This is a genomic window from Pseudomonas sp. DL (assembly GCF_047199225.1).
GTDB classification, from domain to species: domain Bacteria; phylum Pseudomonadota; class Gammaproteobacteria; order Pseudomonadales; family Pseudomonadaceae; genus Pseudomonas; species Pseudomonas aeruginosa.
Window position 1 is genome coordinate 2832598 of the sequence record NZ_CP178323.1, and the last position, 25806, is coordinate 2858403.

General features: G+C 67.4%; 14 protein-coding genes. 5 read left to right on the forward strand and 9 right to left on the reverse strand.

The features are described from left to right. Nucleotides 1–40: 40 nt before the first annotated feature. Nucleotides 41–286 carry a hypothetical protein gene (locus ACI766_RS13410; RefSeq protein WP_003113070.1) on the reverse strand — a complete coding sequence of 82 codons (246 nt, stop codon included), beginning with the start codon at nucleotides 284–286 and terminating at the stop codon, nucleotides 41–43. A 261-nt stretch (nucleotides 287–547) separates the two neighbouring features. Between ACI766_RS13410 and ppk2 the strand changes: the two genes are divergently transcribed. Together ppk2 and ACI766_RS13420 are read left to right on the forward strand one after the other, a co-directional pair. Beyond that, nucleotides 548–1462, forward strand: a complete 915-nt coding sequence (gene ppk2 / locus ACI766_RS13415) for a polyphosphate kinase 2 (protein ID WP_003089666.1) — start codon at nucleotides 548–550, stop codon at nucleotides 1460–1462. An 86-nt stretch (nucleotides 1463–1548) separates the two neighbouring features. Further along, a complete protein-coding gene (locus ACI766_RS13420) occupies nucleotides 1549–2016 on the forward strand; it encodes a hypothetical protein (RefSeq protein ID WP_016253400.1) in 468 nt (155 codons plus the stop codon). A gap of 16 nt (nucleotides 2017–2032) precedes the next feature. On the opposite strand, the gene pvdS is transcribed toward ACI766_RS13420, so the two are convergent. Beyond that, nucleotides 2033–2596 carry a pyoverdine signaling pathway sigma factor PvdS gene (gene pvdS, locus ACI766_RS13425; protein ID WP_003113068.1) on the reverse strand — a complete coding sequence of 188 codons (564 nt, stop codon included), beginning with the start codon at nucleotides 2594–2596 and terminating at the stop codon, nucleotides 2033–2035. A 642-nt stretch (nucleotides 2597–3238) separates the two neighbouring features. Between pvdS and pvdG the strand changes: the two genes are divergently transcribed. Both pvdG and pvdL read left to right on the forward strand, forming a co-directional pair. Continuing rightward, a complete protein-coding gene (gene pvdG, locus ACI766_RS13430; protein WP_034000793.1) occupies nucleotides 3239–4003 on the forward strand; it encodes a pyoverdine biosynthesis thioesterase PvdG in 765 nt (254 codons plus the stop codon). Between the two features lie 72 nt (nucleotides 4004–4075). Next, nucleotides 4076–17104 (forward strand): pyoverdine non-ribosomal peptide synthetase/polyketide synthase PvdL, encoded by a 13029-nt coding sequence (pvdL, locus tag ACI766_RS13435; protein ID WP_087823952.1) that lies wholly within the window; start codon nucleotides 4076–4078, stop codon nucleotides 17102–17104. Between the two features lie 132 nt (nucleotides 17105–17236). On the opposite strand, the gene ACI766_RS13440 is transcribed toward pvdL, so the two are convergent. From ACI766_RS13440 to ACI766_RS13470, 7 genes are all read right to left on the reverse strand, one after another. Beyond that, entirely contained in the window at nucleotides 17237–18034 is a 798-nt protein-coding gene (locus ACI766_RS13440; RefSeq protein WP_003102987.1) for a hypothetical protein, read from the reverse strand. A 529-nt stretch (nucleotides 18035–18563) separates the two neighbouring features. Further along, nucleotides 18564–19076: a Bro-N domain-containing protein gene (locus ACI766_RS13445; protein ID WP_003089651.1), complete on the reverse strand. Its 513-nt coding sequence runs from the start codon at nucleotides 19074–19076 to the stop codon at nucleotides 18564–18566. A 580-nt stretch (nucleotides 19077–19656) separates the two neighbouring features. Then, nucleotides 19657–19971, reverse strand: coding sequence for a hypothetical protein (locus ACI766_RS13450; protein ID WP_003113065.1), 315 nt, complete (start codon nucleotides 19969–19971; stop codon nucleotides 19657–19659). A gap of 703 nt (nucleotides 19972–20674) precedes the next feature. Then, nucleotides 20675–21595, reverse strand: coding sequence for a transporter (locus ACI766_RS13455; protein WP_003089649.1), 921 nt, complete (start codon nucleotides 21593–21595; stop codon nucleotides 20675–20677). A 33-nt stretch (nucleotides 21596–21628) separates the two neighbouring features. Then, nucleotides 21629–23047 (reverse strand): OprD family porin, encoded by a 1419-nt coding sequence (locus tag ACI766_RS13460; protein ID WP_031684582.1) that lies wholly within the window; start codon nucleotides 23045–23047, stop codon nucleotides 21629–21631. Nucleotides 23048–23128: 81 nt separating this feature from the next. Continuing rightward, nucleotides 23129–23809, reverse strand: coding sequence for a hydrolase (locus ACI766_RS13465; protein WP_003111283.1), 681 nt, complete (start codon nucleotides 23807–23809; stop codon nucleotides 23129–23131). Between the two features lie 97 nt (nucleotides 23810–23906). Further along, nucleotides 23907–24767 (reverse strand): pirin family protein, encoded by an 861-nt coding sequence (locus ACI766_RS13470; protein ID WP_003089646.1) that lies wholly within the window; start codon nucleotides 24765–24767, stop codon nucleotides 23907–23909. A gap of 100 nt (nucleotides 24768–24867) precedes the next feature. Between ACI766_RS13470 and ACI766_RS13475 the strand changes: the two genes are divergently transcribed. After that, a complete protein-coding gene (locus tag ACI766_RS13475) occupies nucleotides 24868–25806 on the forward strand; it encodes a LysR substrate-binding domain-containing protein (protein ID WP_003113062.1) in 939 nt (312 codons plus the stop codon).

The window sequence follows — 25806 nt, forward strand, 5'->3', positions numbered from 1 at the left end:
GTCAGTCAGGCCGAACCGGTCAGTCTGTGCCGGTCATGGCTCAGGGTTGTTCGCGGACGATTTCCGCCAGGTGCAAGATCAATCGCTCGTCAGCCTGGTTGCCGCTCTGCTGGCGGAATTGCCTGGCCTCCTCGCGGGCGCGCTGGAAGGCCGCATCGACGCTGGCCTGGCCATGGCTGTCGCGAATCCACAGGTAGAGGCCCATGACCAGGCTCTGCAGGGTGGCCAGGTCGCTGCTCTGGGCGTTCAGCGCATCGATGAGTTGCTGTTTGGAAAACGCTTGCATGGTTGATCTCCGATCAATGGCGCCGCAAGGGCGCGGTTCGCCCCGGCGGTCGCCGGGGTGCGCGGAGCATGTGGAAAGTGCGGAGAGGCTGGCCAGCTTAGGCCAAGTCATTCAAATGATTAGGGAATTTTCTGACTTTCAGTGACCTTTCGACTGTTTTCGACGGCGGGCGATCGCTACGTTTTCATCGAACCGTCACCAAACCGTCATGAAGACGCGCCTAGCATTCGCGGTATTTCGGCATGACGTGGAGAGCAGCGCATGGACTCCTATGGCGATACCTCGGGCCGCATCGGTCGCGACTGGCTCGATCGACACGACGAAGAGCTGGAGCAGGAACTGCTCGACGACGAGCTGAACCTGGACGAGCTGTTCGGTCCCGAGCAGGAGGATGCGCCCGGCGAATTGAGTCGGCGCCGCTATTTCCGCGAACTGTTCCGCCTGCAACGGGAACTGGTGAAACTGCAGAACTGGGTGGTGCACACCGGGCACAAGGTGGTGATTCTCTTCGAGGGACGCGACGCGGCGGGCAAGGGCGGCGTGATCAAGCGCATCACCCAGCGCCTCAACCCTCGGGTCTGCCGGGTCGCCGCGCTGCCCGCGCCGAACGACCGCGAGCAGACCCAGTGGTATTTCCAGCGCTACGTCTCGCACCTGCCGGCCGGTGGCGAGATCGTCCTGTTCGACCGCAGCTGGTACAACCGCGCCGGGGTCGAGCGGGTCATGGGTTTCTGCAACGACGAACAATACGAGGAATTCTTCCGCAGCGTGCCTGAGTTCGAAAAGATGCTGGCGCGCTCGGGCATCCAGTTGCTCAAGTACTGGTTCTCCATCTCCGACGCCGAGCAGCACCTGCGTTTCCTCAGCCGTATCCACGATCCGCTCAAGCAGTGGAAGCTCAGTCCGATGGACCTGGAGTCGCGGCGGCGCTGGGAGGCCTACACCAAGGCCAAGGAAACCATGCTCGAACGCACCCACATCCCCGAGGCGCCCTGGTGGGTGGTACAGGCCGACGACAAGAAGCGCGCGCGGCTGAACTGCATCCACCACCTGTTGCAGCAGATGCCCTACCGGGAAGTTCCGCAGCCGCCGGTACACCTGCCGGAGCGCCTGCGCCACGCCGATTACGTCAGGCATCCGACGCCCGGCGAGATCATCGTGCCGGAAGTCTATTGATGGCCGTTCGGCCGGACGCCGGGCTGGACGGGTAAATTCGCGGCGGGATGCGACGTTACTCAGGCAAGCCCCACGAGTAGCCGGCCATGCTTCCGTCTCCAGCCTCCAGCCTGTCGTTTCCGTCGCCCCTCGAGCGCCGCGAGGCCGATCCATATGCCCGCTGCGACAGGCAGCGGCCTGCGTGCAACGAGTCGCACGAACCGGCGCAGGAGCGTCCTGAACCTGTCGCGACCTGCGCATTCATCGAGGAGGAGCGCCGGCGTGGCGATCCCACGGGCTTGCTTTACGCCCTTGGGCCGCGGGAGCGGGGAGAGCCGGAGCGGGTGGCGGAGTGGTTGGCGGCGCTGGTCCACCATTTCTACCTGGACGGTCCCGTTGAGCCGCCGAGGCCAACGCTGGGAAAGGCGCGCTGCGAAACCGCGCCGGGCCTTTGCCGCTGCTGCGGCCAACCCTTCGATTTTCGCCACAAGCGCGCGGCGCTGTTGCTGCTGGGAACCCATTTCGCCGCCAGGGCCGAGGCGCAGGCGGCGTCGGTGCGCCGCTACCGGCGCTGAGGAATGCTCGCCGCCGTCAGCGGCGGGCGCTGAGATGGGTGACGTTGTCGCCCTGGCGCTCGGCGGTGACCTTGCGGCAGTGCACCAGGGCGTCGCGGATCATGAAGTTGACCAGGGTCGGCGAGACGCCCAGTTCCTTGGCGATGTCCTTCTGTGGCACGCCGTGCAGGCGGTACATCTCGAAGGCGTAGCGGGTGCGCTTGGGCAGCTCGGTGAGGGCATCCGCGATGTGTTCGAGGGTCGCGTAGTTGATGTGCGAGGTTTCCGGCGAGGCGCCCTGGATCACCACGTTCAGGCCTTCTTCCTCCGGCCCCGAGTATTTCTGTTCGAGCGCCTGCTTGCGGTAGTGGTCGATGGCCAGGTTGCGGACGATCTGGAACAGGTAGCTGAGCTGTGCCTTGAACGACGAAGTGATCTGCGGCGCCGACTGGAGCCTGAAGAACGCATCCTGGACCACATCTTCGGCTCGCGAGCGGCAACCGGTAATGCGGGCGGCGATCTTCACCAAGATCGTGCGGTTATCGACGAAAGCCTGGAGGAGCGGGGTATCGCATCTGCGGGTAGACAGTTGTTCCGACATGGAAATCACCTTGCTGCGGAGGGGGCTGCAGAGCACTGGCGGTGGGGGAGACCCACACATGGCGCAACAAATTATGTTGAATGATAATGATTGTCAATTACGAAGAAATAACCAATCTCACCTTTATTCGTGAATGGTACGTATGCTGGCAAATAGCCGCTGCGAATGATGGAGGGGAGAAATTCTTCGGCGTTTCAGAAGGATGGCCGCACCAATGTTGCAGTCATGCGTCGCAGACGAAATTTTTTTAATAATCTTTAGGAATCAGCTAGTTAGAAATCGGTATTGAATGCCTCGCGGCTCCTGCCGGCGTTCCGCGCAAGAACTGCGCGAAGGCGCTGCGACAACCGTCCCCGGCTGCTCCAGGTCGTACATCGCTATCGCCGATGCGGCGATAGCGCCGGGCACAACCCATCAGAATGGATAGGGGTTGGCGTCCTTTCGCGCAATGCTCCGCGGTTGCCCGGAGATTGCGGTTACATGCGCTAATTATTTGCCGTTGTTATCCGTTCCCCTCTGTGACAGCGCGGGCAGGTGCCCGGCGCCCCGGCGTGCGCAGCAGGAGACGGAAATGCCGATCGATCATGGGAAAGCGCTCTGCCCCGGACGAGGGCCACGACAGCGGCGCAAGGAGGTCGGCAGGTGAGCCCGGCCGTTTCCCTGCAATTGTTCTGCCTGCCTTATTCGGGGGCCAGCGCCACACTGTTCCGCCGCTGGCAGCCCAGCCTGCCGGGCTGGATCCGCTTGCTGCCCCTGGAATTGCCGGGGCGCGGCCTTCGCTTCGGCGAGGCCCTGCATACCGATGCCGCCAGCCTGGTCGCGCAATTGGCCGGCGAGCTGCACGGCACCCTCGACAGCGCTTCTCCCTACGCCTTCTTCGGCCACAGCCTGGGCGGGCTGCTGGCCTTCGAACTGGCCCATGCCATGCGTCGGCGCGGCCTCGAAGGGCCGCTGGCGCTATTCCTCTCCGGTGTATCCCCGCCCGCCGAAAACGATGTCAGCGGCTACCGGCGCGCCAAGGCCGACGCCGAACTGGTCGCCGCGTTGCGCGACTACCGGGGTACTCCGGAGGCCGTCCTCAACGATCCGTCGCTGATGCAGATGCTGTTGCCAGTGGTGCGAGCGGACTTTCTCGTCACCGGCAGCTACCGCTACCAGGCGCATGGGCCGCTGGACGCGGCGCTGCACCTGTTCGGCGGACGCGAGGACAGCCTGCGCAGCGCCGAGTTGCTCGGCTGGCTGCATGAGGCCGGGGGCGACTTCACCCTCGACCTGCTCGACGGGCAGCACTTTTTCATCCGTGAACAGCAGGGGCAGCTGCTGCGCCTGCTGCGTCGCTACGCCGGCCAGCATCTGCTGCGCTGGCACAAGGACAAGATCCGGGGAAGCATGCGCGCCGCCAGTTGAGGGGCGGCCGCGACGACTGTTTCCGGGACTCACTAGAACTCGATTGCAAGCCGAATTCAGGCAGGAAAACACATGATGGACGCCTTCGAACTTCCCACCACCCTGGTCCAGGCCCTGCGTCGCCGCGCTGTCCAGGAGCCCGAGCGCCTGGCGCTGCGCTTCCTCGCCGAGGACGATGGCGAAGGCGTGGTCCTCAGCTATCGCGATCTCGACCTGCGCGCGCGGAGCATCGCCGCGGCCCTGCAGGCCCATGCGCAGCTGGGCGATCGCGCGGTACTGCTGTTTCCCAGCGGCCCCGACTACGTCGCGGCGTTCTTCGGTTGCCTGTATGCCGGGGTCATCGCGGTGCCGGCCTACCCGCCGGAATCGGCGCGCCGCCATCACCAGGAACGCCTGTTGTCGATCATCGCCGACGCCGAGCCGCGCCTGGTCCTGACCACCGCTGACCTGCGCGAGCCATTGCTGCAGATGAACGCGCAACTGTCCGCCGCCAACGCCCCGCAACTGCTCTGCGTCGACCAGTTGGACCCGGCCGTTGCCGAGGCCTGGGACGAGCCGCAAGTGCGTCCCGAGCACATCGCCTTCCTCCAGTACACCTCCGGTTCAACCGCATTGCCCAAGGGCGTGCAGGTCAGCCATGGCAACCTGGTCGCCAACGAGGTGCTGATCCGCCGAGGCTTCGGCATCGGTGCCGACGACGTGATCGTCAGCTGGCTGCCGCTGTACCACGACATGGGCCTGATCGGCGGCCTGCTGCAACCGATCTTCAGCGGCGTACCCTGCGTGCTGATGTCGCCGCGCTACTTCCTCGAACGTCCGGTGCGCTGGCTGGAAGCCATCAGCCAGTACGGCGGCACCGTCAGCGGCGGTCCCGATTTCGCCTACCGGCTGTGCAGCGAGCGGGTCGCCGAGTCGGCCCTGCAGCGTCTCGACCTGAGCGGTTGGCGGGTAGCCTTCTCCGGTTCCGAGCCGATCCGCCAGGACAGCCTGGAACGCTTCGCCGAGAAATTCGCCGCCAGCCGCTTCGAGGCGTCCAGTTTCTTCGCCTGCTACGGCCTCGCCGAGGCGACCCTGTTCGTCACCGGCGGCCAGCGCGGCCAGGGCATTCCCGCCCTGGCGGTGGATGGCGAGGCGCTGGCGCGCAACCGCATCGCCGAAGGCGAAGGCAGCGTGCTGATGTGCTGCGGCCGCAGCCAGCCGGAACACGCCGTGCTGATCGTCGACGCGGCGAGCGGCGAGGTCCTCGGCGACGACAACGTCGGCGAGATCTGGGCCGCCGGGCCGAGCATCGCCCACGGTTACTGGCGCAACCCGGAAGCTTCGGCGAAGACCTTCGTCGAGCGTGACGGGCGCACCTGGCTGCGCACCGGCGACCTCGGCTTCCTCCGCGACGGCGAACTGTTCGTCACCGGGCGCCTGAAGGACATGCTCATCGTCCGCGGCCACAACCTCTATCCGCAGGACATCGAACGCACTGTCGAGAGCGAGGTGCCGTCGGCGCGCAAGGGCAGGGTCGCGGCCTTCGCGGTCACGGTCGATGGCGAGGAAGGCATCGGCATCGCCGCCGAGATCGGTCGCGGCGTCCAGAAATCGGTGCCGGCCCAGGAGCTGATCGACTCGATCCGCCAGGCGGTGGCCGAGGCCTACCAGGAAGCGCCGAAGGTGGTGGCGCTGCTCAATCCCGGCGCCTTGCCGAAGACGTCCAGCGGCAAGCTGCAACGTTCCGCCTGCCGCCTGCGCCTGGAAGACGGCAGCCTGGACAGCTATGCGCTGTTTCCCGGCCTCCAGGCCGTGCAGGAGGCGCAGCCGCCGGCAGGCGACGACGAACTGCTGGCACGCATCGGCGAGATCTGGAAGGCCCGGCTGGGCGTGGCGCAGGTAGCGCCGCGCGATCACTTCTTCCTGCTTGGCGGCAATTCCATCGGCGCCGCCCAGGTGGTCGCCCAGGTGCGCGACAGTCTCGGCGTCGCCCTCGACCTGCGCCAACTGTTCGAGGCGCCGACCCTGCAGGCCTTCAGCGCCACGGTGGGCCGCCAACTGGCCGCCGGCCTGCCGGCCGAGGCACCGATGGCGCACCTGCCGCGCGGTGTCGACCTGCCGCAGTCGGCGGCGCAGCAGCGTCTCTGGCTGACCTGGCAGATCGATCCGCAGAGCGCCGCCTACAACATCCCCGGCGGCCTGCGCCTGCGCGGAGAGCTGGACGAAGCGGCGCTGCGCGCCAGCTTCCAGCGCCTGGTCGAACGCCACGAAGCGCTGCGCACGCGTTTCCTCGAGCGCGACGGCGCGGCCTTGCAGCGTATCGATGAGCGGGGCGAATTCGCCTGGCAGTTCGTCGACCTCGCCGCGCTGGCCGAGCACGAACGCGCCGCGGCTGCCGCGCAGCGCCGCGAAGCCGAGGCGCAGCAGCCGTTCGACCTGGAAAAGGGGCCGCTGCTGCGGATCAGCCTGGTGCGCCTGGACGAACAGGAGCACCAGCTCTGGGTCACCCTGCATCACATCGTCGCCGATGGTTGGTCGCTGAACCTGCTGCTCGACGAATTCTCGCGGCTCTACGCCGAAGCCTGCGGTGGCCAGCCGGCCGACCTGGCGCCGCTGGAACTGCACTACGCCGAATTCGCCGCCTGGCAACGGCAGTGGCTGGACGCGGGCGAGGGCGCCCGCCAACTGGCCTACTGGCGGGAACGCCTGGGCGACGCGGCGCCGGTGCTGGAACTGGCCACCGACCATCCGCGCACGGCGCGCCAGGCGTCGCCCGCCGCGCGCTACAGCCTGCGGGTCGACGAAGCGCTGGCGCGGGCTATCCGCGAGGCCGCGCTGGACCATGAGGCGAGTGTCTTCATGTGGCTGCTGGCGGCGTTCCAGGCGCTGCTGCATCGCCACAGCGGGCAGGGCGAGATCCGCATCGGCGTGCCCAGCGCCAACCGCCAGCGCCTGGAGACCCAGGGGCTGGTCGGCTTCTTCATCAACACCCTGGTCCTGCGCGGCACGCCCCGGGCGCGCCAGCCGTTCGCCGCGTTGCTCGGCGAGGCTCGCGAGGCGACCCTCGGCGCCCAGGCCAACCAGGACCTGCCGTTCGACCAGGTGCTCGCAGCCTGCGGCCAGGGCGGCCAGTTGTTCCAGGTGCTGTTCAACCACCAGCAGCGCGACCTGTCGGCGTTGCGCCGGCTGCCCGGCCTGCTCGCCGACGAGCTGCCCTGGCACAGCCGCGAAGCCAAGTTCGACCTGCAACTGCAGAGCGAGGAGGACGCTCGCGGTCGCCTGACCCTGAATTTCGACTACGCCGCGGACCTCTTCGACGAGGCCAGTATCCGGCGTTTCGCCGCGCAATACCTGGAGTTGCTGCGCCAGGTCGCGGAAGACCCGCAGCGCTGCCTCGGCGATATCGCCCTGGTCGACGCTGAGCAGGCGGCGCGCCTCGCCGAATGGGGCAGCGCGCCCTGCGAGCCGGCGCGCGCCTGGCTGCCGGAGCTGCTGGAGCGGCAACTGGCGCAGTCCGCCGAACGCGTCGCCCTGGAGTGGGACGGCGGCAGCCTCGGCTACGCCGAACTGCACGCCCGGGCCAACCGCCTGGCCCACTACCTGCGCGACAAGGGCGTCGGCCCGGACGTGCGGGTAGCGATCTGCGCCGAGCGTTCGCCGCAACTGCTGGTCGGTCTGCTGGCGATCGTCAAGGCGGGCGGCGCCTACGTGCCGCTGGACCCGGACTACCCCAGCGAACGCCTGGCCTACATGCTCGCCGACAGCGGCGTCGAGTTGCTACTGACCCAGGCCCATCTGTTCGAGCGCCTGCCTGGCGCGGAGGGCGTCACGCCGATCTGCCTGGACAGCCTCAAGCTCGACAACTGGCCGAGCCAGGCACCGGGCCTGCACCTGCACGGCGACAATCTCGCCTACGTCATCTACACCTCCGGTTCCACCGGCCAGCCGAAGGGCGTGGGCAATACCCACGCGGCGCTGGCCGAGCGCCTGCAATGGATGCAGGCCACCTACGCCCTCGACGGCGACGACGTGCTGATGCAGAAGGCGCCGGTGAGCTTCGACGTGTCGGTGTGGGAGTGCTTCTGGCCGCTGGTCACCGGTTGCCGGCTGGTCCTCGCCGCCCCCGGCGAGCACCGCGATCCGGCGCGCCTGGTGGAACTGGTGCGGCAGTTCGGGGTGACCACGCTGCACTTCGTGCCGCCGCTGCTGCAACTGTTCATCGACGAACCCGGCGTCGCCGCCTGCGGCAGCCTGCGCCGCCTGTTCTCCGGCGGCGAGGCGCTTCCGGCGGAGCTGCGCAACCGCGTGTTGCAACGCCTGCCGGCGGTGGCCCTGCATAACCGCTACGGACCGACCGAGACCGCCATCAACGTCACCCATTGGCAATGCCGCGCGGAAGACGGCGAGCGTTCGCCGATCGGCCGGCCGCTGGGCAACGTGGTCTGCCGCGTGCTGGACGCCGAGTTCAACCTGCTGCCGGCCGGCGTCGCCGGCGAGCTGTGCATCGGCGGCCTGGGCCTGGCCCGTGGCTACCTGGGGCGCCCGGCGCTGAGCGCCGAGCGCTTCGTCGCCGATCCGTTCTCGGCCGACGGCGAGCGCCTGTACCGCACCGGCGACCGCGCGCGCTGGAACGCCGACGGCGTGCTGGAATACCTCGGCCGCCTCGACCAGCAGGTCAAGCTGCGGGGCTTCCGCATCGAGCCGGAGGAGATCCAGGCACGCCTGCTGGCGCAGCCGGGGGTGGCCCAGGCGGTGGTGGTGATCCGCGAAGGCGTGGCCGGCAGCCAGTTGGTCGGCTACTACACCGGCGCTGTCGGCGCCGAGGCGGAAGCCGAGCAGAACCAGCGTCTGCGCGCCGCGCTACAGGCCGAACTGCCGGAATACATGGTCCCGGCGCAGTTGATGCGCCTGGCGCAGATGCCCCTCGGCCCGAGCGGCAAGCTGGATACGCGGGCGCTGCCGGAGCCGGTCTGGCAGCAGCGCGAGCACGTCGAGCCGCGGACCGAGCTGCAACGGCGCATCGCCGCGATCTGGAGCGAAGTGCTCGGCCTGCCGCGGGTCGGCTTGCGCGACGATTTCTTCGAGCTCGGCGGGCATTCCCTGCTGGCCACCCGCATCGTCTCGCGCACCCGCCAGGCCTGCGACGTCGAACTGCCGTTGCGCGCGCTGTTCGAGGCCAGCGAACTGGAGGCCTTCTGCGAACAGGTCCGCGCAGCCCAGGCCGCCGGACGTACCGACAGCCACGGCGCGATCCGCCGCATCGACCGCGAGCAGCCGGTGCCGCTGTCCTACTCGCAGCAGCGCATGTGGTTCCTCTGGCAACTGGAGCCGGACAGCCCGGCCTACAACGTCGGCGGCCTGGCGCGCCTGAGCGGGCCGCTGGACGTGGCGCGCTTCGAGGCCGCGCTACAGGCCCTGGTGCAGCGCCACGAGACCCTGCGCACCACGTTCCCCAGCGTCGACGGCGTGCCGGTACAGCGCGTACATGGCGATGGCGGCCTGCACATGGACTGGCAGGACTTCTCCGCGCTCGACCGCGACAGTCGCCAGCAGCACCTGCAGACCCTCGCCGACAGCGAGGCGCACCGTCCCTTCGACCTTGAGAGCGGGCCGTTGCTGCGGGTCTGCATGGTGAAGATGGCCGAGCGCGAGCACTACCTGGTGGTGACCCTGCACCACATCGTCACCGAAGGCTGGGCGATGGACATCTTCGCCCGCGAACTGGGCGCGCTCTACGAGGCCTTCCTCGACGACCGCGAATCGCCGCTGGAGCCGTTGCCGGTCCAGTACCTGGACTACAGCGTGTGGCAGCGCGAGTGGCTGGAGAGCGGCGAGCGCCAGCGCCAGCTCGACTACTGGAAGGCCCAGCTGGGCAACGAGCATCCGCTGCTCGAACTGCCGGGCGACCGGCCACGCCCGCCGGTGCAGAGCCACCAGGGCGACCTCTACCGCTTCGACCTGAGCCCCGAGCTGGCCGAGCGCGTGCGCCGCTTCAACGCCGCCCGCGGGCTGACCATGTTCATGACCATGACCGCCACCCTTGCGGCCTTGCTCTACCGCTACAGCGGCCAGCAGGACCTGCGTATCGGCGCGCCGGTGGCGAACCGCATCCGCCCGGAGAGCGAAGGGCTGATCGGCGCCTTCCTCAATACCCAGGTGCTGCGCTGCCGGCTCGACGGACAGATGAGCGTCGGCGAGCTGCTTGAGCAGGTGCGGCAGACCGTGATCGATGGCCAGTCGCACCAGGACCTGCCGTTCGACCACCTGGTGGAAGCCCTGCAACCGCCGCGCAGCGCCGCCTACAACCCGTTGTTCCAGGTGATGTGCAACGTCCAGCGCTGGGAGTTCCAGCAGACCCGGCAACTGGCCGGGATGACCGTCGAGTACATCGCCAACGATGCGCGGGCGACCAAGTTCGACCTCAACCTGGAGGTCACCGACCTCGACCAGCGCCTCGGCTGCTGCCTGACCTACAGCCGCGACCTGTTCGACGAACCGCGCATCGCGCGGATGGCCGGACACTGGCAGAACCTGCTGGAGGCGCTGCTGGGCGACCCGCAGCGGCGCATTGCCGAATTGCCGCTGTTCGCCGCCGAGGAGCGGAAGCAACTGCTGCTCGCCGGCACGGCCGGCGAGGCAGGGCTCCAGGACACCCTCTATGGCCTGTTCGCCGCCCGCGTGGCGGCCAGCCCCCAGGCCCCGGCGCTGACCTTCGCCGGACAGACCCTGAGCTATGCCGAACTCGACGCCCGCTCCAACCGCCTGGCGCGCGTCCTGCGCGGTCATGGCGTCGGCCCGGAAGTGCGGGTCGGCCTGGCCCTGGAGCGTTCGCTGGAGATGGTCGTCGGCCTGCTGGCGATCCTCAAGGCCGGCGGCGCCTACGTGCCGCTGGACCCGGAATATCCGCTGGAGCGCCTGCAATACATGATCGAGGACAGCGGCGTACGCCTGCTGCTCAGCCACGCGGCGCTGTTCGAGGCCCTCGGCGAGCTGCCGGCGGGCGTGGCGCGCTGGTGCCTCGAGGAGGACGGCCCGGCGCTGGACGCCGAGGACCCCGCGCCGCTGGCAGCACTGAGCGGGCCGCAGCACCAGGCCTACCTGATCTATACCTCCGGCTCCACCGGCAAGCCGAAGGGCGTGGCGGTCTCCCACGGCGAGATCGCCATGCACTGCGCCGCGGTGATCGAGCGCTTCGGCATGCGCGCCGAGGATTGTGAACTGCACTTCTATTCGATCAACTTCGACGCCGCCAGCGAGCGCCTGCTGGCCCCGTTGCTGTGCGGCGCCCGCGTGGTGCTGCGGGCCCAGGGCCAGTGGGGCGCGGAGGAAATCTGCGAGCTGATCCGCGCGGAGGGCGTGAGCATCCTCGGCTTCACCCCGAGCTACGGCAGCCAGCTCGCCCAGTGGCTGGAGAGCCAGGGCCGGCAGTTGCCGGTGCGCATGTGCATCACCGGCGGCGAGGCGCTGACCGGCGAGCACCTGCAGCGGATTCGCCAGGCCTTCGCCCCGGCGTCGTTCTTCAATGCCTACGGACCGACCGAGACGGTGGTCATGCCGCTGGCCTGCCTGGCTCCCGAACGACTGGAGGAGGGCGCCGCCAGCGTGCCGATCGGCAGCGTGGTCGGTGCGCGGGTCGCCTACATCCTGGATGCCGACCTGGCCCTGGTGCCGCAGGGCGCGACCGGCGAACTCTACGTCGGCGGCGCCGGCCTGGCGCGCGGCTACCATGAGCGTCCGGCGCTCAGCGCCGAGCGCTTCGTGCCCGATCCCTTCGCTGCCGAGGGCGGCCGCCTGTACCGCACCGGCGACCTGGTGCGCCTGTGCGATAACGGCCAGGTGGAATATGTCGGCCGCATCGACCACCAGGTGAAGATCCGTGGTTTCCGCATCGAACTGGGCGAGATCGAGGCGCGCCTGCTGGAGCATCCGCAGGTTCGCGAAGCGCTGGTCCTGGCGCTCGACAGCCCGAGCGGCAAGCAGTTGGCCGGTTATGTCGCCAGCGCGGTGGCCGAGCAGGACGAGGACGCCCAGGCGGCGCTGCGCGAGGCGCTGAAAACGCACCTCAAGCAGCAATTGCCGGACTACATGGTGCCGGCCCACCTGCTGCTGCTCGCCAGCCTGCCGCTGACCGCCAACGGCAAGCTCGACCGCCGCGCGCTGCCGGCGCCCGACCCGGCGCTCAACCGGCAGGCCTACGAGGCCCCGCGCAGCGTGCTGGAACAGCAGTTGGCCGGGGTTTGGCGCGAGGTGCTGAACGTCGAGCGGGTAGGCCTCGGCGACAACTTCTTCGAACTGGGCGGCGATTCGATCCTGTCGATCCAGGTGGTCAGCCGCGCCCGCCAGCTCGGCATCCACTTCAGCCCCCGCGACCTGTTCCAGCACCAGACCGTGCAGAGCCTCGCCGCGGTGGCCCGGCACAGCCAGGCCAGCCAGGCCGAGCAGGGGCCGGTGCAGGGCGACAGCGCGCTGACGCCGATCCAGCACTGGTTCTTCGACCTGCCGCTGGCGCGCCGCGAGCACTGGAACCAGTCGCTGCTGTTGCTGCCGCGGCAGGCCCTCGACCTCGGCCTGCTGCGCAAGTCCCTGCAACGCCTGGTCGAACAGCATGATGCCCTGCGCCTGGCGTTCCGCCAGGTCGACGGCGAGTGGCTGGCGCAGCATCGTCCGCTGCACGAACAGGAACTGCTCTGGCACGTTCCGGTGCAATCCTTCGACGAATGCGCCGAGCTGTTCGCCAAGGCCCAGCGCAGCCTCGACCTCGAACAGGGGCCGCTGCTGCGCGCGGTGCTGGTGGACGGCCCGGCCGGTGAGCAACGCCTGCTGCTGGCGATCCACCACCTGGCGGTGGACGGGGTGTCCTGGCGGGTGCTGCTGGAGGATCTGCAACAGGTCTACCGTCAGCTCGCCGAGGGCGCCGAACCGGCGTTGCCGGCCAAGACCAGCGCCTTCCGCGACTGGGCCGGACGCCTGCAGGCCTACGCCGGCAGCGAATCGCTGCGCGAAGAGCTGGGCTGGTGGCAAGCCCGGCTGGGCGGGCAGTCGGCCGAGTGGCCATGCGACCGCCCGCAGGGCGACAACCGCGAGGCGCTGGCGGAAAGTGTCAGCCTGCGGCTCGACCCGCAACGTACCCGGCAATTGCTGCAACAGGCGCCGGCGGCCTACCGCACCCAGGTCAACGACCTGCTGCTGACCGCCCTCGCTCGCGTGCTCTGCCGCTGGAGCGGGCAGCCATCGACGCTGGTGCAGTTGGAAGGGCATGGCCGCGAGGCGCTGTTCGACGATATCGACCTGACCCGCAGCGTCGGCTGGTTCACCAGCGCCTACCCGTTGCGCCTGACCCCGGCGCAGAGCCCGGGCGAGTCGATCAAGGCGATCAAGGAACAGCTCCGCGCGGTGCCGCACAAAGGCCTCGGCTACGGCGTGCTGCGCTACCTCGCCGATCCGGCGGTGCGCCAGGCGATGGCCGCGCTGCCCACGGCGCCGATCACCTTCAACTACCTCGGACAGTTCGACCAGAGCTTCGCCGACGCCCTGTTCCAGCCGCTGGACCAGCCCACCGGGCCGATCCACGACGAGCAGGCGCCGTTGCCCAACGAGCTGAGCGTCGATGGCCAGGTCTACGGCGGCGAGCTGGTGCTGCGCTGGACCTACAGCCGCGAGCGCTACGACGCGCAGACGGTGAACGAGCTGGCGCAGGCCTATCTCGCCGAACTGCAGGCGCTGATCGAGCATTGCCTGGAAGACGGCGCCGGCGGCCTGACCCCGTCCGACTTCCCGCTGGCGCAACTGAGCCAGGCGCAACTGGACGCCCTGGCGGTGCCGGCCGGCGAGATCGAGGACGTCTATCCGCTGACCCCGATGCAGGAAGGGTTGCTGTTGCACACCCTGCTGGAACCGGGCACCGGCATCTACTACATGCAGGACCGCTACCGGATCGACAGCCCGCTCGATCTCGAGCGCTTCGCCGCCGCCTGGCAGGCGGTGGTGGCCCGCCACGAGGCGCTGCGCGCGTCGTTCGTCTGGAATGCTGGCGAAACGATGTTGCAGGTGATCCACAAGCCCGGTCGCACCCGCATCGAGTTCCTCGACTGGAGCGAACTGCCGGAGGACGGCCACGAGGAACGCCTGCAAGCGCTGCACAAGCGCGAGCGCGAGGCCGGCTTCGACCTGCTCGAACAGCCGCCGTTCCACCTGCGCCTGATCCGCCTGGGCGAGGCGCGCTACTGGTTCATGATGAGCAACCACCACATCCTCATCGATGCCTGGTGCCGTGGCCTGCTGATGAACGACTTCTTCGAGATCTACAGTGCTCTCGGCGAAAGCCGCCCGGCGAACCTGCCGACGCCGCCGCGCTACCGCGACTACATCGCCTGGCTGCAACGCCAGGACCTGGAGCAATCGCGACGCTGGTGGAGCGAGAGCCTGCGCGGCTTCGAGCGGCCGACCCTGGTGCCCAGCGACCGCCCGTTCCTCCGCGAGCACGCCGGCGAGAGCGGCGGGATGATCGTCGGCGACCGCTACACGCGTCTGGACGCCGCCGACGGCGCGCGCCTGCGCGAACTGGCGCAGCGCTACCAGCTCACCGTCAACACCTTCGCCCAGGCCGCCTGGGCGCTGACCCTGCGCCGCTTCAGCGGCGAGCGCGACGTGCTCTTCGGCGTCACCGTGGCCGGGCGTCCGGTGGGCATGCCGGAAATGCAGCGCACCGTCGGCCTGTTCATCAACAGCATCCCATTGCGCGTGCAGATGCCGGCCGCCGGCCAGCGCTGCACGGTACGCGAATGGCTGAACCGGCTGTTCGAGCGCAACCTGGAGTTGCGCGAGCACGAGCACCTGCCCCTGGTGGCCATCCAGGAAAGCAGCGAGCTGCCCAAGGGCCAGCCGCTGTTCGACAGCCTGTTCGTGTTCGAGAACGCCCCGGTGGAAGTCTCGGTGCTGGACCGCGCGCAGAGCCTGAACGCCAGTTCCGACTCCGGGCGTACCCACACCAACTTCCCGTTGACCGTGGTCTGCTATCCGGGCGATGACCTCGGCCTGCACCTGTCCTACGACCAGCGCTACTTCGAGGCGCCGACCGTCGAGCGCCTGCTCGGCGAGTTCAAGCGCCTGCTGCTGGCCCTGGCCGACGGTTTCCACGGCGAACTGGAGGCCTTGCCGCTGCTCGGCGAGGACGAGCGCGACTTCCTCCTCGACGGCTGCAACCGCAGCGCCCGCGACTACCCGCTGGAGCAAGGCTACGTGCGGCTGTTCGAGGCGCAGGTGGCGGCCCATCCGCAGCGCATCGCCGCCAGTTGCCTGGAACAGCGCTGGAGCTACGCCGAGCTGAACCGCCGGGCCAACCGCCTCGGCCACGCCCTGCGCGCCGCCGGCGTCGGCATCGACCAGCCGGTGGCACTGCTGGCCGAGCGCGGCCTCGACCTGCTCGGCATGATCGTCGGCAGCTTCAAGGCCGGTGCCGGCTACCTGCCGCTCGACCCCGGCCATCCGACCCAGCGCCTGACCCGGATCGTCGAGCTGAGCCGCACGCCGGTGCTGGTCTGCACCCAGGCCTGCCGCGAGCAGGCGCTGGCGCTGTTCGACGAACTCGGCTGCGTCGACCGGCCGCGCCTGCTGGTGTGGGACGAGATCCAGCAGGGCGAGGGCGCCGAGCACGATCCGCAGGTCTACAGCGGGCCGCAGAACCTCGCCTACGTGATCTACACCTCCGGCTCCACCGGACTGCCGAAGGGCGTGATGGTGGAGCAGGCGGGCATGCTCAACAACCAGTTGAGCAAGGTCCCGTACCTGGAACTGGACGAGAACGACGTGATCGCCCAGACCGCCTCGCAGAGCTTCGACATCTCGGTCTGGCAGTTCCTCGCCGCGCCGTTGTTCGGCGCCCGCGTGGCAATCGTGCCGAACGCCATCGCCCACGATCCGCAGGGCCTGCTGGCGCACGTCGGCGAACAGGGCATCACGGTGCTGGAAAGCGTGCCGTCGCTGATCCAGGGCATGCTCGCCGAAGAGCGCCAGGCCCTCGACGGCCTGCGCTGGATGCTGCCCACCGGCGAGGCGATGCCGCCGGAACTGGCGCGCCAGTGGCTCAAGCGCTACCCGCGGATCGGCCTGGTGAATGCCTACGGGCCGGCGGAATGCTCCGACGACGTGGCGTTCTTCCGCGTCGACCTGGCCTCCACCGAGAGCACCTACCTGCCGATCGGCAGTCCCACCGACAACAACCGCCTGTACCTGCTCGGCGCCGGCGCCGACGACGCCTTCGAACTGGTGCCGCTGGGCGCGGTGGGCGAGCTGTGCGTGGCCGGCACCGGCGTCGGTCGTGGCTACGTCGGCGATCCGCTGCGCACCGCCCAGGCCTTCGTCCCGCATCCGTTCGGCGCGCCGGGCGAGCGCCTGTACCGTACCGGCGACCTGGCGCGGCGGCGCGCCGACGGACTGCTGGAATATGTCGGGCGGATCGACCACCAGGTGAAGATCCGCGGCTTCCGCATCGAGCTGGGCGAGATCGAGGCGCGCCTGCACGAACGCGCCGACGTCCGCGAGGCGGCGGTGGCGGTGCAGGAAGGGGCGAACGGCAAGTACCTGGTGGGCTACCTGGTTCCCGGCGAGACACCGCGTTCCAGCGCCGATTCGCCGGCCGGACTGATGGTGGAGCAGGGCGCCTGGTTCGAGCGGATCAAGCAGCAACTGCGCGCCGACCTGCCGGACTACATGGTGCCGCTGCACTGGCTGGTGCTGGACCGGATGCCGCTCAACGCCAACGGCAAGCTCGACCGCAAGGCGCTGCCGGCGCTGGACATCGGCCAGATGCAGAACCAGGCCTACCAGGCCCCGCGCAACGAACTGGAGGAAACCCTGGCGCGGATCTGGGCCGAGGTGCTGAAGGTCGAGCGGGTCGGGGTGTTCGACAACTTCTTCGAACTCGGCGGGCATTCGCTGCTGGCCACCCAGATCGCCTCGCGGGTGCAGAAGGCCCTGCAACGCAACGTGCCGCTACGGGCGATGTTCGAATGCACCACGGTGGAAGAGCTGGCCAGCTACATCGAGTCCCTGGCCCCGAGCGAGATCAGCGAGCAGAAGGCCGAGCGCCTGAACGACCTGATGTCGAAGCTGGAAATGCTCTGATCGGATCCGGCCGCCGAGCCCTTCGCGGGGGGCGATGAAAATGGCCGGAAGGGAATGTTCCATACTCCCTTCCGGCCATTCTTCATATATGTGCGTATATATAAACGCCGATATACGGGTCGGCTTGATTCATTACAACGCGATATTCCCGACTTTCGCCGAAGCCGCGTTGTAACGCTGGTGCTGTTTACGCTTGACCGAAGAACTGCGCTTGAAACGCCGGGTCGCCGTAAAGATGTTCTTCAAGGTGATCGGGAATACCGTGATCAATCCGTTGCCCTTGTGATATTCCGGGTTCCGATCGAGGAAGAAACGCACATTCGGATTGCTGTGCGTAGCCCAGCGTGCCCGTTCGTGATCGGCCTCGGTGGTGGTCCAGCCGGTGTCGACCACCAGCGGATCGTTGCTGCTGCGCTTGAAGCTGAACTGGGCGATCAGGTGTTCGAGGAACTTCACGTGGTGGCTTTCCAGGTCGCAGTGGCAGGGCCAGACGTCATCCACGTACTTGGTCACCAGGGCGTAGCTGGAGGGATGGATCAGGGTGTCGAGGAACAGCAGGCGCTTGCCGGGGTTGAGCAACTTGTAGCGCAGCACCTGGCGGGTAAGGAAGGGAATGCTCTGGTTGCTCCCGCGGTACTCCGGGAGGATCCCCGACTCGGCGCGGATCACGCAGGCCTTGCTGTACTGGAAGACTTCCGAGTCGTGGAAATGCACGGCGCAGTAGCCGACGATCTCGTGCTGGCGGTTGCGGTAGATGGCGATGCGGGTGAGGCGGGCGGTGGAGTGGATGACCTCGCGAGCGAAGGATTCATACTGGACGCCATGAAAGATCCTGGCGTGAATCGCGTAGAGTTCGCTTGCGAGGTTTCCCCTCTGTGTTTCGTCGAGTTTTCCCGGGTTGACGACTTCCCGGTAGATCCTGGCAGTCATAATCTTCTCCGAAGGAATCATCCAATATTAATTTTCGAATTTTTTTCATGCCGATGACTTCTTGTTGTTGTGCGTGGAGGTGAGGCTAGGGAAAGTCTATTTCCATATTGTTAACTGGCGCCGCCATACGCCTTAAGCTGCCAGATCTGACAGGGTATTAACTTATATTCGGAACTTGCTTCGGCTCGCTGCGCTGGCGGTCGCTCTTCGCCGCCGGCCTTTATTCTTTCGCTGTCCTTCCGGGGGGGCAGATGACGCAGAACATCTACGATCGCGACGACTTCTTCGCCGCCTGCCGGTCAACCTGCACGCCATACCGCTGTCCGGCTGGCGGCTGGACAGGGAGGGATGGTGCACCTGCTGGACCGCTACTCGATCGAAGGGCCGCGTACCACCGACTGGCTGGCCAGCGGCGTGGTCAAGCGTTACCGCACGTTGGGCAGCCTGCTCAACCTGTTGATCGGGTTCGGGCTTTCGTCTCAAACGGGTGGAGGAGTGGAGCCCCTGCGACGAGCAAGTGGCCGCTCGCCTAGAGCGGCCGCAACTTGCGCAACCAGCGTCGCCAACCCAGTTGCACCATGGGTTCGCCCTGGCGTTCGAGGAGGTCGGGCATCTCGCTGAAATTCACCCAGAGCTTGCCCTGCCAGTCGAGCATGTGCACCACCTGGCGCTCCCAGCGCAACTTGACGTAGCGCGGCATACCGCTGTCGTCGGTGGCGCTGCGCAACTCCGGCACCACCTCGCCGCTGAGCCAGCGGCGCAATTCGCCGCCATCGCCGCGCTGCTGGTAGATCAGCGCGGCATACGCGCCGGACTCGCTGATCAGCCACTGCGCCTGGTCTTCGCCACGTTCGGAACGCAACGACTCCCGGCGCGCCTGGTCGTCGTCCAGGCGGGCGAGCATCTGTTCGGGCTGGCTGTGTTCGATGAGCCGGGCGAAGTCGTCGAGGACGAACCAGGCCTGGTCGTCGATCAGCAGCGCGCGCAGCAATCGCTGCTGTCGGAAGAAGTAGTGCGGGGCAAGCTGGGTATGGCCGTGCATAGGAGAAATCCTTCTCTGAGCTGTCCGCTGCCTGGCTTCTGCCGGCGCGGCAGGGAGACAGGCCGCTCGTGGGTGTTGGGCCAGCAGGCTGTGGCCTGCCGGGAACCGAAGTCGCCGGCGAAAAAAGCCTACTGACAGCGCCTGTAGGACGGCAATGGCTAAGCCTTGTACGAAGTCTCCGATGGCACAAGCCCGCTGAACAGCTAGGCCTATGAGGGTAGGCTCTTGTCCACTGTCTATATGGCGGTGAACTGCTCGCAGCCGAACCCGTTCCCTGAGCATTTCCTGGTTACCTGCGTGGCACTGGGCTGGCCCGGAAAACCTATAGCCATTTGGCGGAAAACAGGAGCGGCGGGTTTTTCCCTGCCAGAAACCCTCTTTTTTCGAGGTCTCGTAACTTGCTGATTTATAAGGGCGTAAGAAATCGTCCGAAAAAAGGGTCGGAAGCTTCGGGCAATTGGCGGCCGTTTCGCGAGGACCGGGACGGCGATCAAGCGTGCCGTTCGGACGCGAAAGGTCTTGTGATGGCGATGCCGCAAAGCCCCCGGCCAGGCCGGGGGCGTCGCGCCAGGGAGCGGCGCTACAGGCTCGGGTGGCCCGCCTCGATTTCGGACAAGGCATCGCTGAGCAGCGACAGCAACGCACCGTTGATGTAGGCCAGGGTGCCGCCGGGCTCTTCTTTCTCATCGAGCAAACGGGTCATGGCCAGGATGTTGATTGCCGACCTCAAGCGCACTTTCGCGTTGTCGAACAAGTGCGTGGGGAGTGCATGGGTGTCCACGTACAGGGTGGCGCTACGCGGACACATGTCGGCCTGGGAGGTGGGTAGCAGCGGGACGAAGCGGGGGGACGATTCTGTTACCTCGGGGTTGGACGTATCATTCGGCTTAGCCATGGGTCAGCTCCTTAGTAAGCTGGGTTGTGGTTAGCGGGTCGTAGGTGTTCCACCACCTGCGGCCCGCGTCTTTTTTGCCCTCAGAAAATAGAGGGCAGTGCCGTTCGGTCCTGTCCCTGCGGGACGGATTTGCCGGCCCCTCCATCATCCTCCTACTGGGTTTTTATCCAATTCCCGGGCTTCTGAGAGAGCCTGCGGAAATGTCCGGGGGAGCTGTCCGGCGTTTCCAGGGCCTGTAGGGCGAATACCGCCACAGGCGGTATCCGCCGATACCCCGGATAAGCGGCGGATAACCGCGAGCGGTTATTCGCCCTACGGAGTTGGGGAGCTGTCCGGCGTTTCCGGGGTGTGTAGGGCGAATAACGCCATGGGCGTTATCCGCCGATGTCGCGGCTAAGCGGCGGATAACCGCGAGCGGTTTTCGCCCTACGGACCTGGACGCTTTCCGGTGTTTTCGGGGTGTGTAGGGCGAATAACGCCATGGGCGTTATCCGCCGATGTCGCGGATAAGCGGCGGATAACCGCGAGCGGTTATTCGCCCTACGGAGTTGGGGAGCTGTCCGGCGTTTCCGGGGTGCGTAGGGCGAATACCGCCACAGGCGGTATCCGCCGATACCCCGGATAAGCGGCGGATAACCGCGAGCGGTTATTCGCCCTACGGAGCTGGGGAGGTGTCGGCGTTTCCAGGGCGTTATCCGCCGATTCAGAACGCCAGCAGGTAGCGCAGGGTCAGTTGGTTGCCTTCGCTGCGGTTGCGCGCGCCGCTTTCGGCGTAGAGGTTGGCGAACAGCGTTTGCCTGCCCTGGCTGTACATCACCCCCGGGCCTATGCCGAAGACCTGCTCGCGCGAGTCGGCCTGCCGGTGGTCGTCGATGCGGTCGGCGCTGATCTGTTTCAACTGGTAGCCGGCCAGGCCGATCCGCCAGTGCGGGTCCAGCGCGTAGGAGATCGAGAAGTTCGCGTGCAGCGCCTGGCCCGGCTGTACGTCGTTTGCGCCCAGGCGCGGCGAGGGGTCGTCGTTGCGGCTGATCCAGGCGTAGTGCAGGCGGCCGCTGAGTTCCAGGCGCTCGCCCAGTTCCCAGGTGAAGGCGTAGTGCGGGTTGAAGATCCAGGTGTTGCTGCCGGTGTTGATCGCGGCGTCCTTGTCGTAGTCGCCGGTGGGCAGGGAGAAGACGAAGTTCAGGCGCTGCCAGTAGGGGCGGCCGAACAGCGTAGCGGGCCCCCATTGCAGCATCAGCGGACTGACGATCAGGTCGCCCTGGCGGGTGCGCCGGCCGTCCGGGCCGCCGTCGATATCGAGGTCCAGGCGTACTAGCGGCAGCAGCACTTCGGCGCCGTAGTGGGCGCCGAGCAGGGTGTTCTGGCTGAGGTAGGCGAAGTGCGGCAACAGCGTGGTGCCACGAACCCGTTGCCGACCGGGAACCGAATGCCCGCCGGCGTCGCTGGCGTTGTTCGCCCGAACGTATTGCAGGGGCAGTTCGAAGAGCATGCCGGGACGGCTGACGCCGTCCATGAAGCTAGCGTTGCCGAGCGCCAGCGGCGGCAGCGCGACGGCGTCGGCGCGGGCCTCCAGGCAGAGCGCGGCGGAGAGGGCGCCGAAGGTGGGTAGCAGGGCTGCACGCATGAGGGAGTTTCTCTTTTTTCTGGTTCCGTGGGTTCAGAGCAACCTGATCGGGTAGTCGACCACCACCCGGTATTCGTCGGAGCTGGAGTTGCCGCGGGTGTTGCCGGGGGCGGTGTAGCCTTCGCCGGGGCGGTGGGTGGCCCAGCGCAGGGTCACGCTGAGGCCCTTGGCCGGGCCGGCGGGGAAGGCGTAGCGCAGCGACAGGTCGCGTTCCCAGTGCTGGGCGTTCTTGCCATTGGGGTTGTAGAGGTAGCCGTAGCCCGCGCTGTCCGGGTCGATCCGGGTCAGGTCGGCCTGGCCACGGCCGTAGGCGGCGCCGAACTGCCAGTCCGGGGCGGCGAGGAAGGCCAGGCTGGCCTGGTACTGGATCTTCCACGAGCGCTCGCCGGGGCCGTTGAAGTCGGCGTACTGCATGGCGTTGCTTTCGTAGAGGAAGGTCCGGTCGTTCTGCGCGATGAAGTCGAACGGGGTGTCGCCATCGACCTTTTGCAGGCTGAGGCTCAGCGACTGGCCGCCGCCGGCCAGGGTCAGGCCGGCGTTGTAGAGGTCGTTGTCGATCCGGCCGAGCTGGCTGCGGCCCTGGTTGCGGGTCTTGTAGTAATGCAGCCAGGGCGTCAGGGTCAATTGGCTGGAAAGCCGCCACGGCTGGCTGAGGCCGAGGTAGTGCTGGTTCCAGATATCCTCCAGGCGGCCGCTGTAGAGCGTCGCCTGGCTGCCGCCGGGGGCGCTGTAGCTGGCGCCCAGCCAGGCGATGTGCGGGCTTTCGCGATCGGCGGCGATACCGTCCTTGGTGCCGTTGCCGTAGCCGCTGGTGAGATGACTGTGGCCGCTCTGGTTGCGCAGGCGGGTGGCTTCGACGAAGCCGGCGTCCAGTTCGAGCGCGTGGAAATGGTAGTTCTTCAGGGTCACGCCACGGTAGCTCTGCGGCACCATGCGACTGACGCCGCTGGCGATCACCGGGTTCTCCAGCAACTGGTCGCCGATCTTCAGCAGGCTGTCCAGGCCGCGCAGCTTGAGGGCCGCGCCGGCCGCCGAGAAGCTGTCGGCGGGGCGACCGGCGGAGTCCAGCGGCAGCACGCCGGCACCGCCGCTGCCGCCACCGCCGTCCAGGCGCAGGCCGTAGAAGGCGTGCGCATCCAGGCCGATGCCTATCGGCGTTTCGGTATAGCCGGAGCGGAACGACAGCATCAGGCCCTGGGCCCATTCGCGCTGGTCGCGGCGGGACGGGGTGTCGTGGTTGTCGCGGGCGAAATAGTAGTTGCGGATGAAACCGTTCAGCGTCGAGCCTTCGACGAAGCCCGGCGGCACCTTCATTTCGGCTTTCTGCCGCTGGTTCAGGCCGGTGCTGATGTTGTCGCGATGGCCCAGGGAGTCGTCGGCGAGGGTCGAGCCCGGACCTATGGCAAGGGCAAGGCAGAGCGTAGCCCCGCGCTTCATGGAGGAATCAGGCATGGGTCCGGTCCGTAGTCGTTGCTGTCCACCAGGCTCCTGCTCGGCAAAAGAAGGGGCGTGCAGCCCCTTCCTTCCCATGGATCACTTGCGCTGCGAATCCAGTTGCTCGTGGTTGTTGACCACGGCCTGGGCCTTGGCGTAGCTCTCGATCAGCAGTTGGTAGTGCGGGAATACCGCGCTGTAGGCTTCGGCGAACTGCACGGCGTCGTCGCGGTTCCAGGTACGCTGGATTTCCGAGCAGACCGCGGCGGTGTCCATCGGCACCACGCCGGCCTGGACCACCCGTGCCAGGGTGATTTCCTGGGCCATCTTGGAGTAGGTGCCGGAGGCGTCGATCACCGCGAACACCTGGTAGCCGTCGTGTACCGCGGCGATGCTGGGGAAGGCCATGCACACGCTGGTGATGGTGCCGGCGATGATCAGTTGCTTCTTGCCGGTGGCCTTCACCGCGGCGACGAATTCCGGGTTGTCCCAGGCATTGATCTCACCCTTGCGCGCGACGTACTGGGCGTGCGGCGCGGCCTCGTGGATCTCCGGGATCAGCGGGCCGTTGGGGCCCTGCGGTACCGAGGCGGTGGTGATCACCGGGATCTTCGCCAGGGTGGCGACCTTGGCCAGGGTGGTGGCGTTGGCGCGCAGTTCGGTCATCGGCATGTCCTTGACCGTCTGGAACAGGCCGCTCTGGTGGTCGATCAGCAACATGGCGGCGTTGGCCGGATCGATCTTCGGGGTCTGGCCGTTGAAGTTGGCGGGAGCGCTCATTTCCATTTCCTCTTGCAGGGTGGTCGTCCGTGAATTTCGGGCAAAGCCCGGCCGGGCCCGCGCTTCCTGCGCGGGCCATGTCGTAGGGGGGCGGACTTCAGTGGGCGCGGATGAAGCGCCCGTTCTCGAAGTCCTCGATGGCCTGGTCGATTTCCTCGCGGCTGCTCATCACGAAGGGGCCATAGCCGATGATCGGCTCGTCCAGCGGCTCGCCGCTGAGCACCAGCAACTGCACGTCGTTGTTGGCTTCCAGTTCCAGCCGCGGGTCGTCGCGGTCGAGCAGGGCGACCTGGGCTTCGCGAACGATCTCGTCGCCGACCGCGAGGGTGCCGCGCAGGACCACCACGGCGCAGGTATGTCCCTTGGGCAGGTCGAGGGCGAGGTGCTTGCCGGCCTTCAGCTGCACGTCCCAGACCGCCAGCGGCGAGTGGGTCAGCGCCGGCCCCTGGTGGCGGCCGTAGCGTCCGGCGATCACCCGCAGTTCGCCGGCCCTGTCGGGCAGGCCGACGCGGGGAATGTCGGCATCCAGCAGGGTCTGGTAGCGCGGCGGGTTCATCTTGTCGCTGGAGGGCAGGTTGACCCATAGCTGGACCATTTCCAGCGTTCCACCTGTGCTACGGAAGCGTTCCGAGTGGTACTCCTCGTGGAGGATCCCGGAGGCCGCCGTCATCCACTGCACATCCCCCGGCCCGATGCGTCCGCCGGCACCGGTGGAGTCGTGGTGCTCGACCTCGCCCTGGTAGACGATGGTCACCGTCTCGAAGCCGCGATGAGGATGCTGGCCTACGCCGCGGCGCTGCTGTGCGGGGGGGAAATCAGCAGGCCCGGCGTAGTCCAGCAAGAGGAACGGGCTGATATGCTGGCCCAGTGTGTTGTAGGAAAAGAGCGAACGAACGGGGAATCCGTCGCCCACCCAGTGGCGGTTGGCGTTGCCGTAGATTCCCAGGACCTTTTTCACGTCGGTGCTCCTCGATTGAGTCGATGGAGCGATACGCTAGTTCCCGGGAGTGGGAACCGGTAGTCCGCAAATCAAGTCTCAGAGTCTCGCAGGTGGAACGATGAGTGGTGAGCTGGTGTTCGATCTGAACGCGCTTTTCATCTATGCCAAGGTGGTCGAGCACGGTGGCTTCGCCCCCGCCGGGCGGGTGTTGGGGATTCCGAAGTCGACCATCAGCCGCAAGGTCGCGCAGCTCGAGGCGCGCCTGGGCGTACGCCTGGTGCAGCGCTCGACGCGGCAATTCCAGGTGACCGAGATCGGCCAGGCCTACTACCGTCATTGCGTGGCGATGACGGTGGAAGCGGAGGCTGCCGAGGACGTCATCGAACAGAACCGCTCGGAGCCGTGCGGAATGGTCCGCCTGACCTGCTCGACGCCGCTGCTGCACTTCGAACTGGCGCCGATGCTGGCGCGCTTCATGGCGCAGTATCCGAACGTCGAGCTGTATGTGAAGACCTTCAATCGCCGGGTCGACGTGATCGCCGAAGGCTACGACATCTCGCTGTCGCTGCGTTTCCCGCCGCTGGAGGACAGCGACCTGGTGATGAAGGTGCTGGCACGTAGCCCGCAGGTGCTGGTGGCCAGCCCGGAGCTGCTGGCCCGCTACCGCCCGCCGGAGCTGCCGGCCGACCTGTCGGCGATGCCCTACGTCGGCTGGGAGCGTTCGCGCCTGGACGGCAGCCTGCGGCTGGTCGGCGCGGATGGCAGCAGCGCGGCCCTCAACCTGCGCCCGCAACTGCTCAGCGACGACCTCGGCACCTTGCGCCAGGCGGTGCTGGAGGGCGTCGGGATCGGCGGCCTGCCGCTCTGCGTGGTCAGTCGCGACCTGGCCGAGCGCCGGCTGGTGCGGGTGCTGCCGGAGTGGACGCCGGTGGAAGGCATGGTGGTGGCAATGTTCCCCTCGCGGCGCGGGCTGTTGCCTTCGGTCCGCGCGCTGATCGACTTTCTCGCCGCAGGCTTCGCCGACGCCGCGCAGCGCCAGTACCCGGAGCCGGGCTGA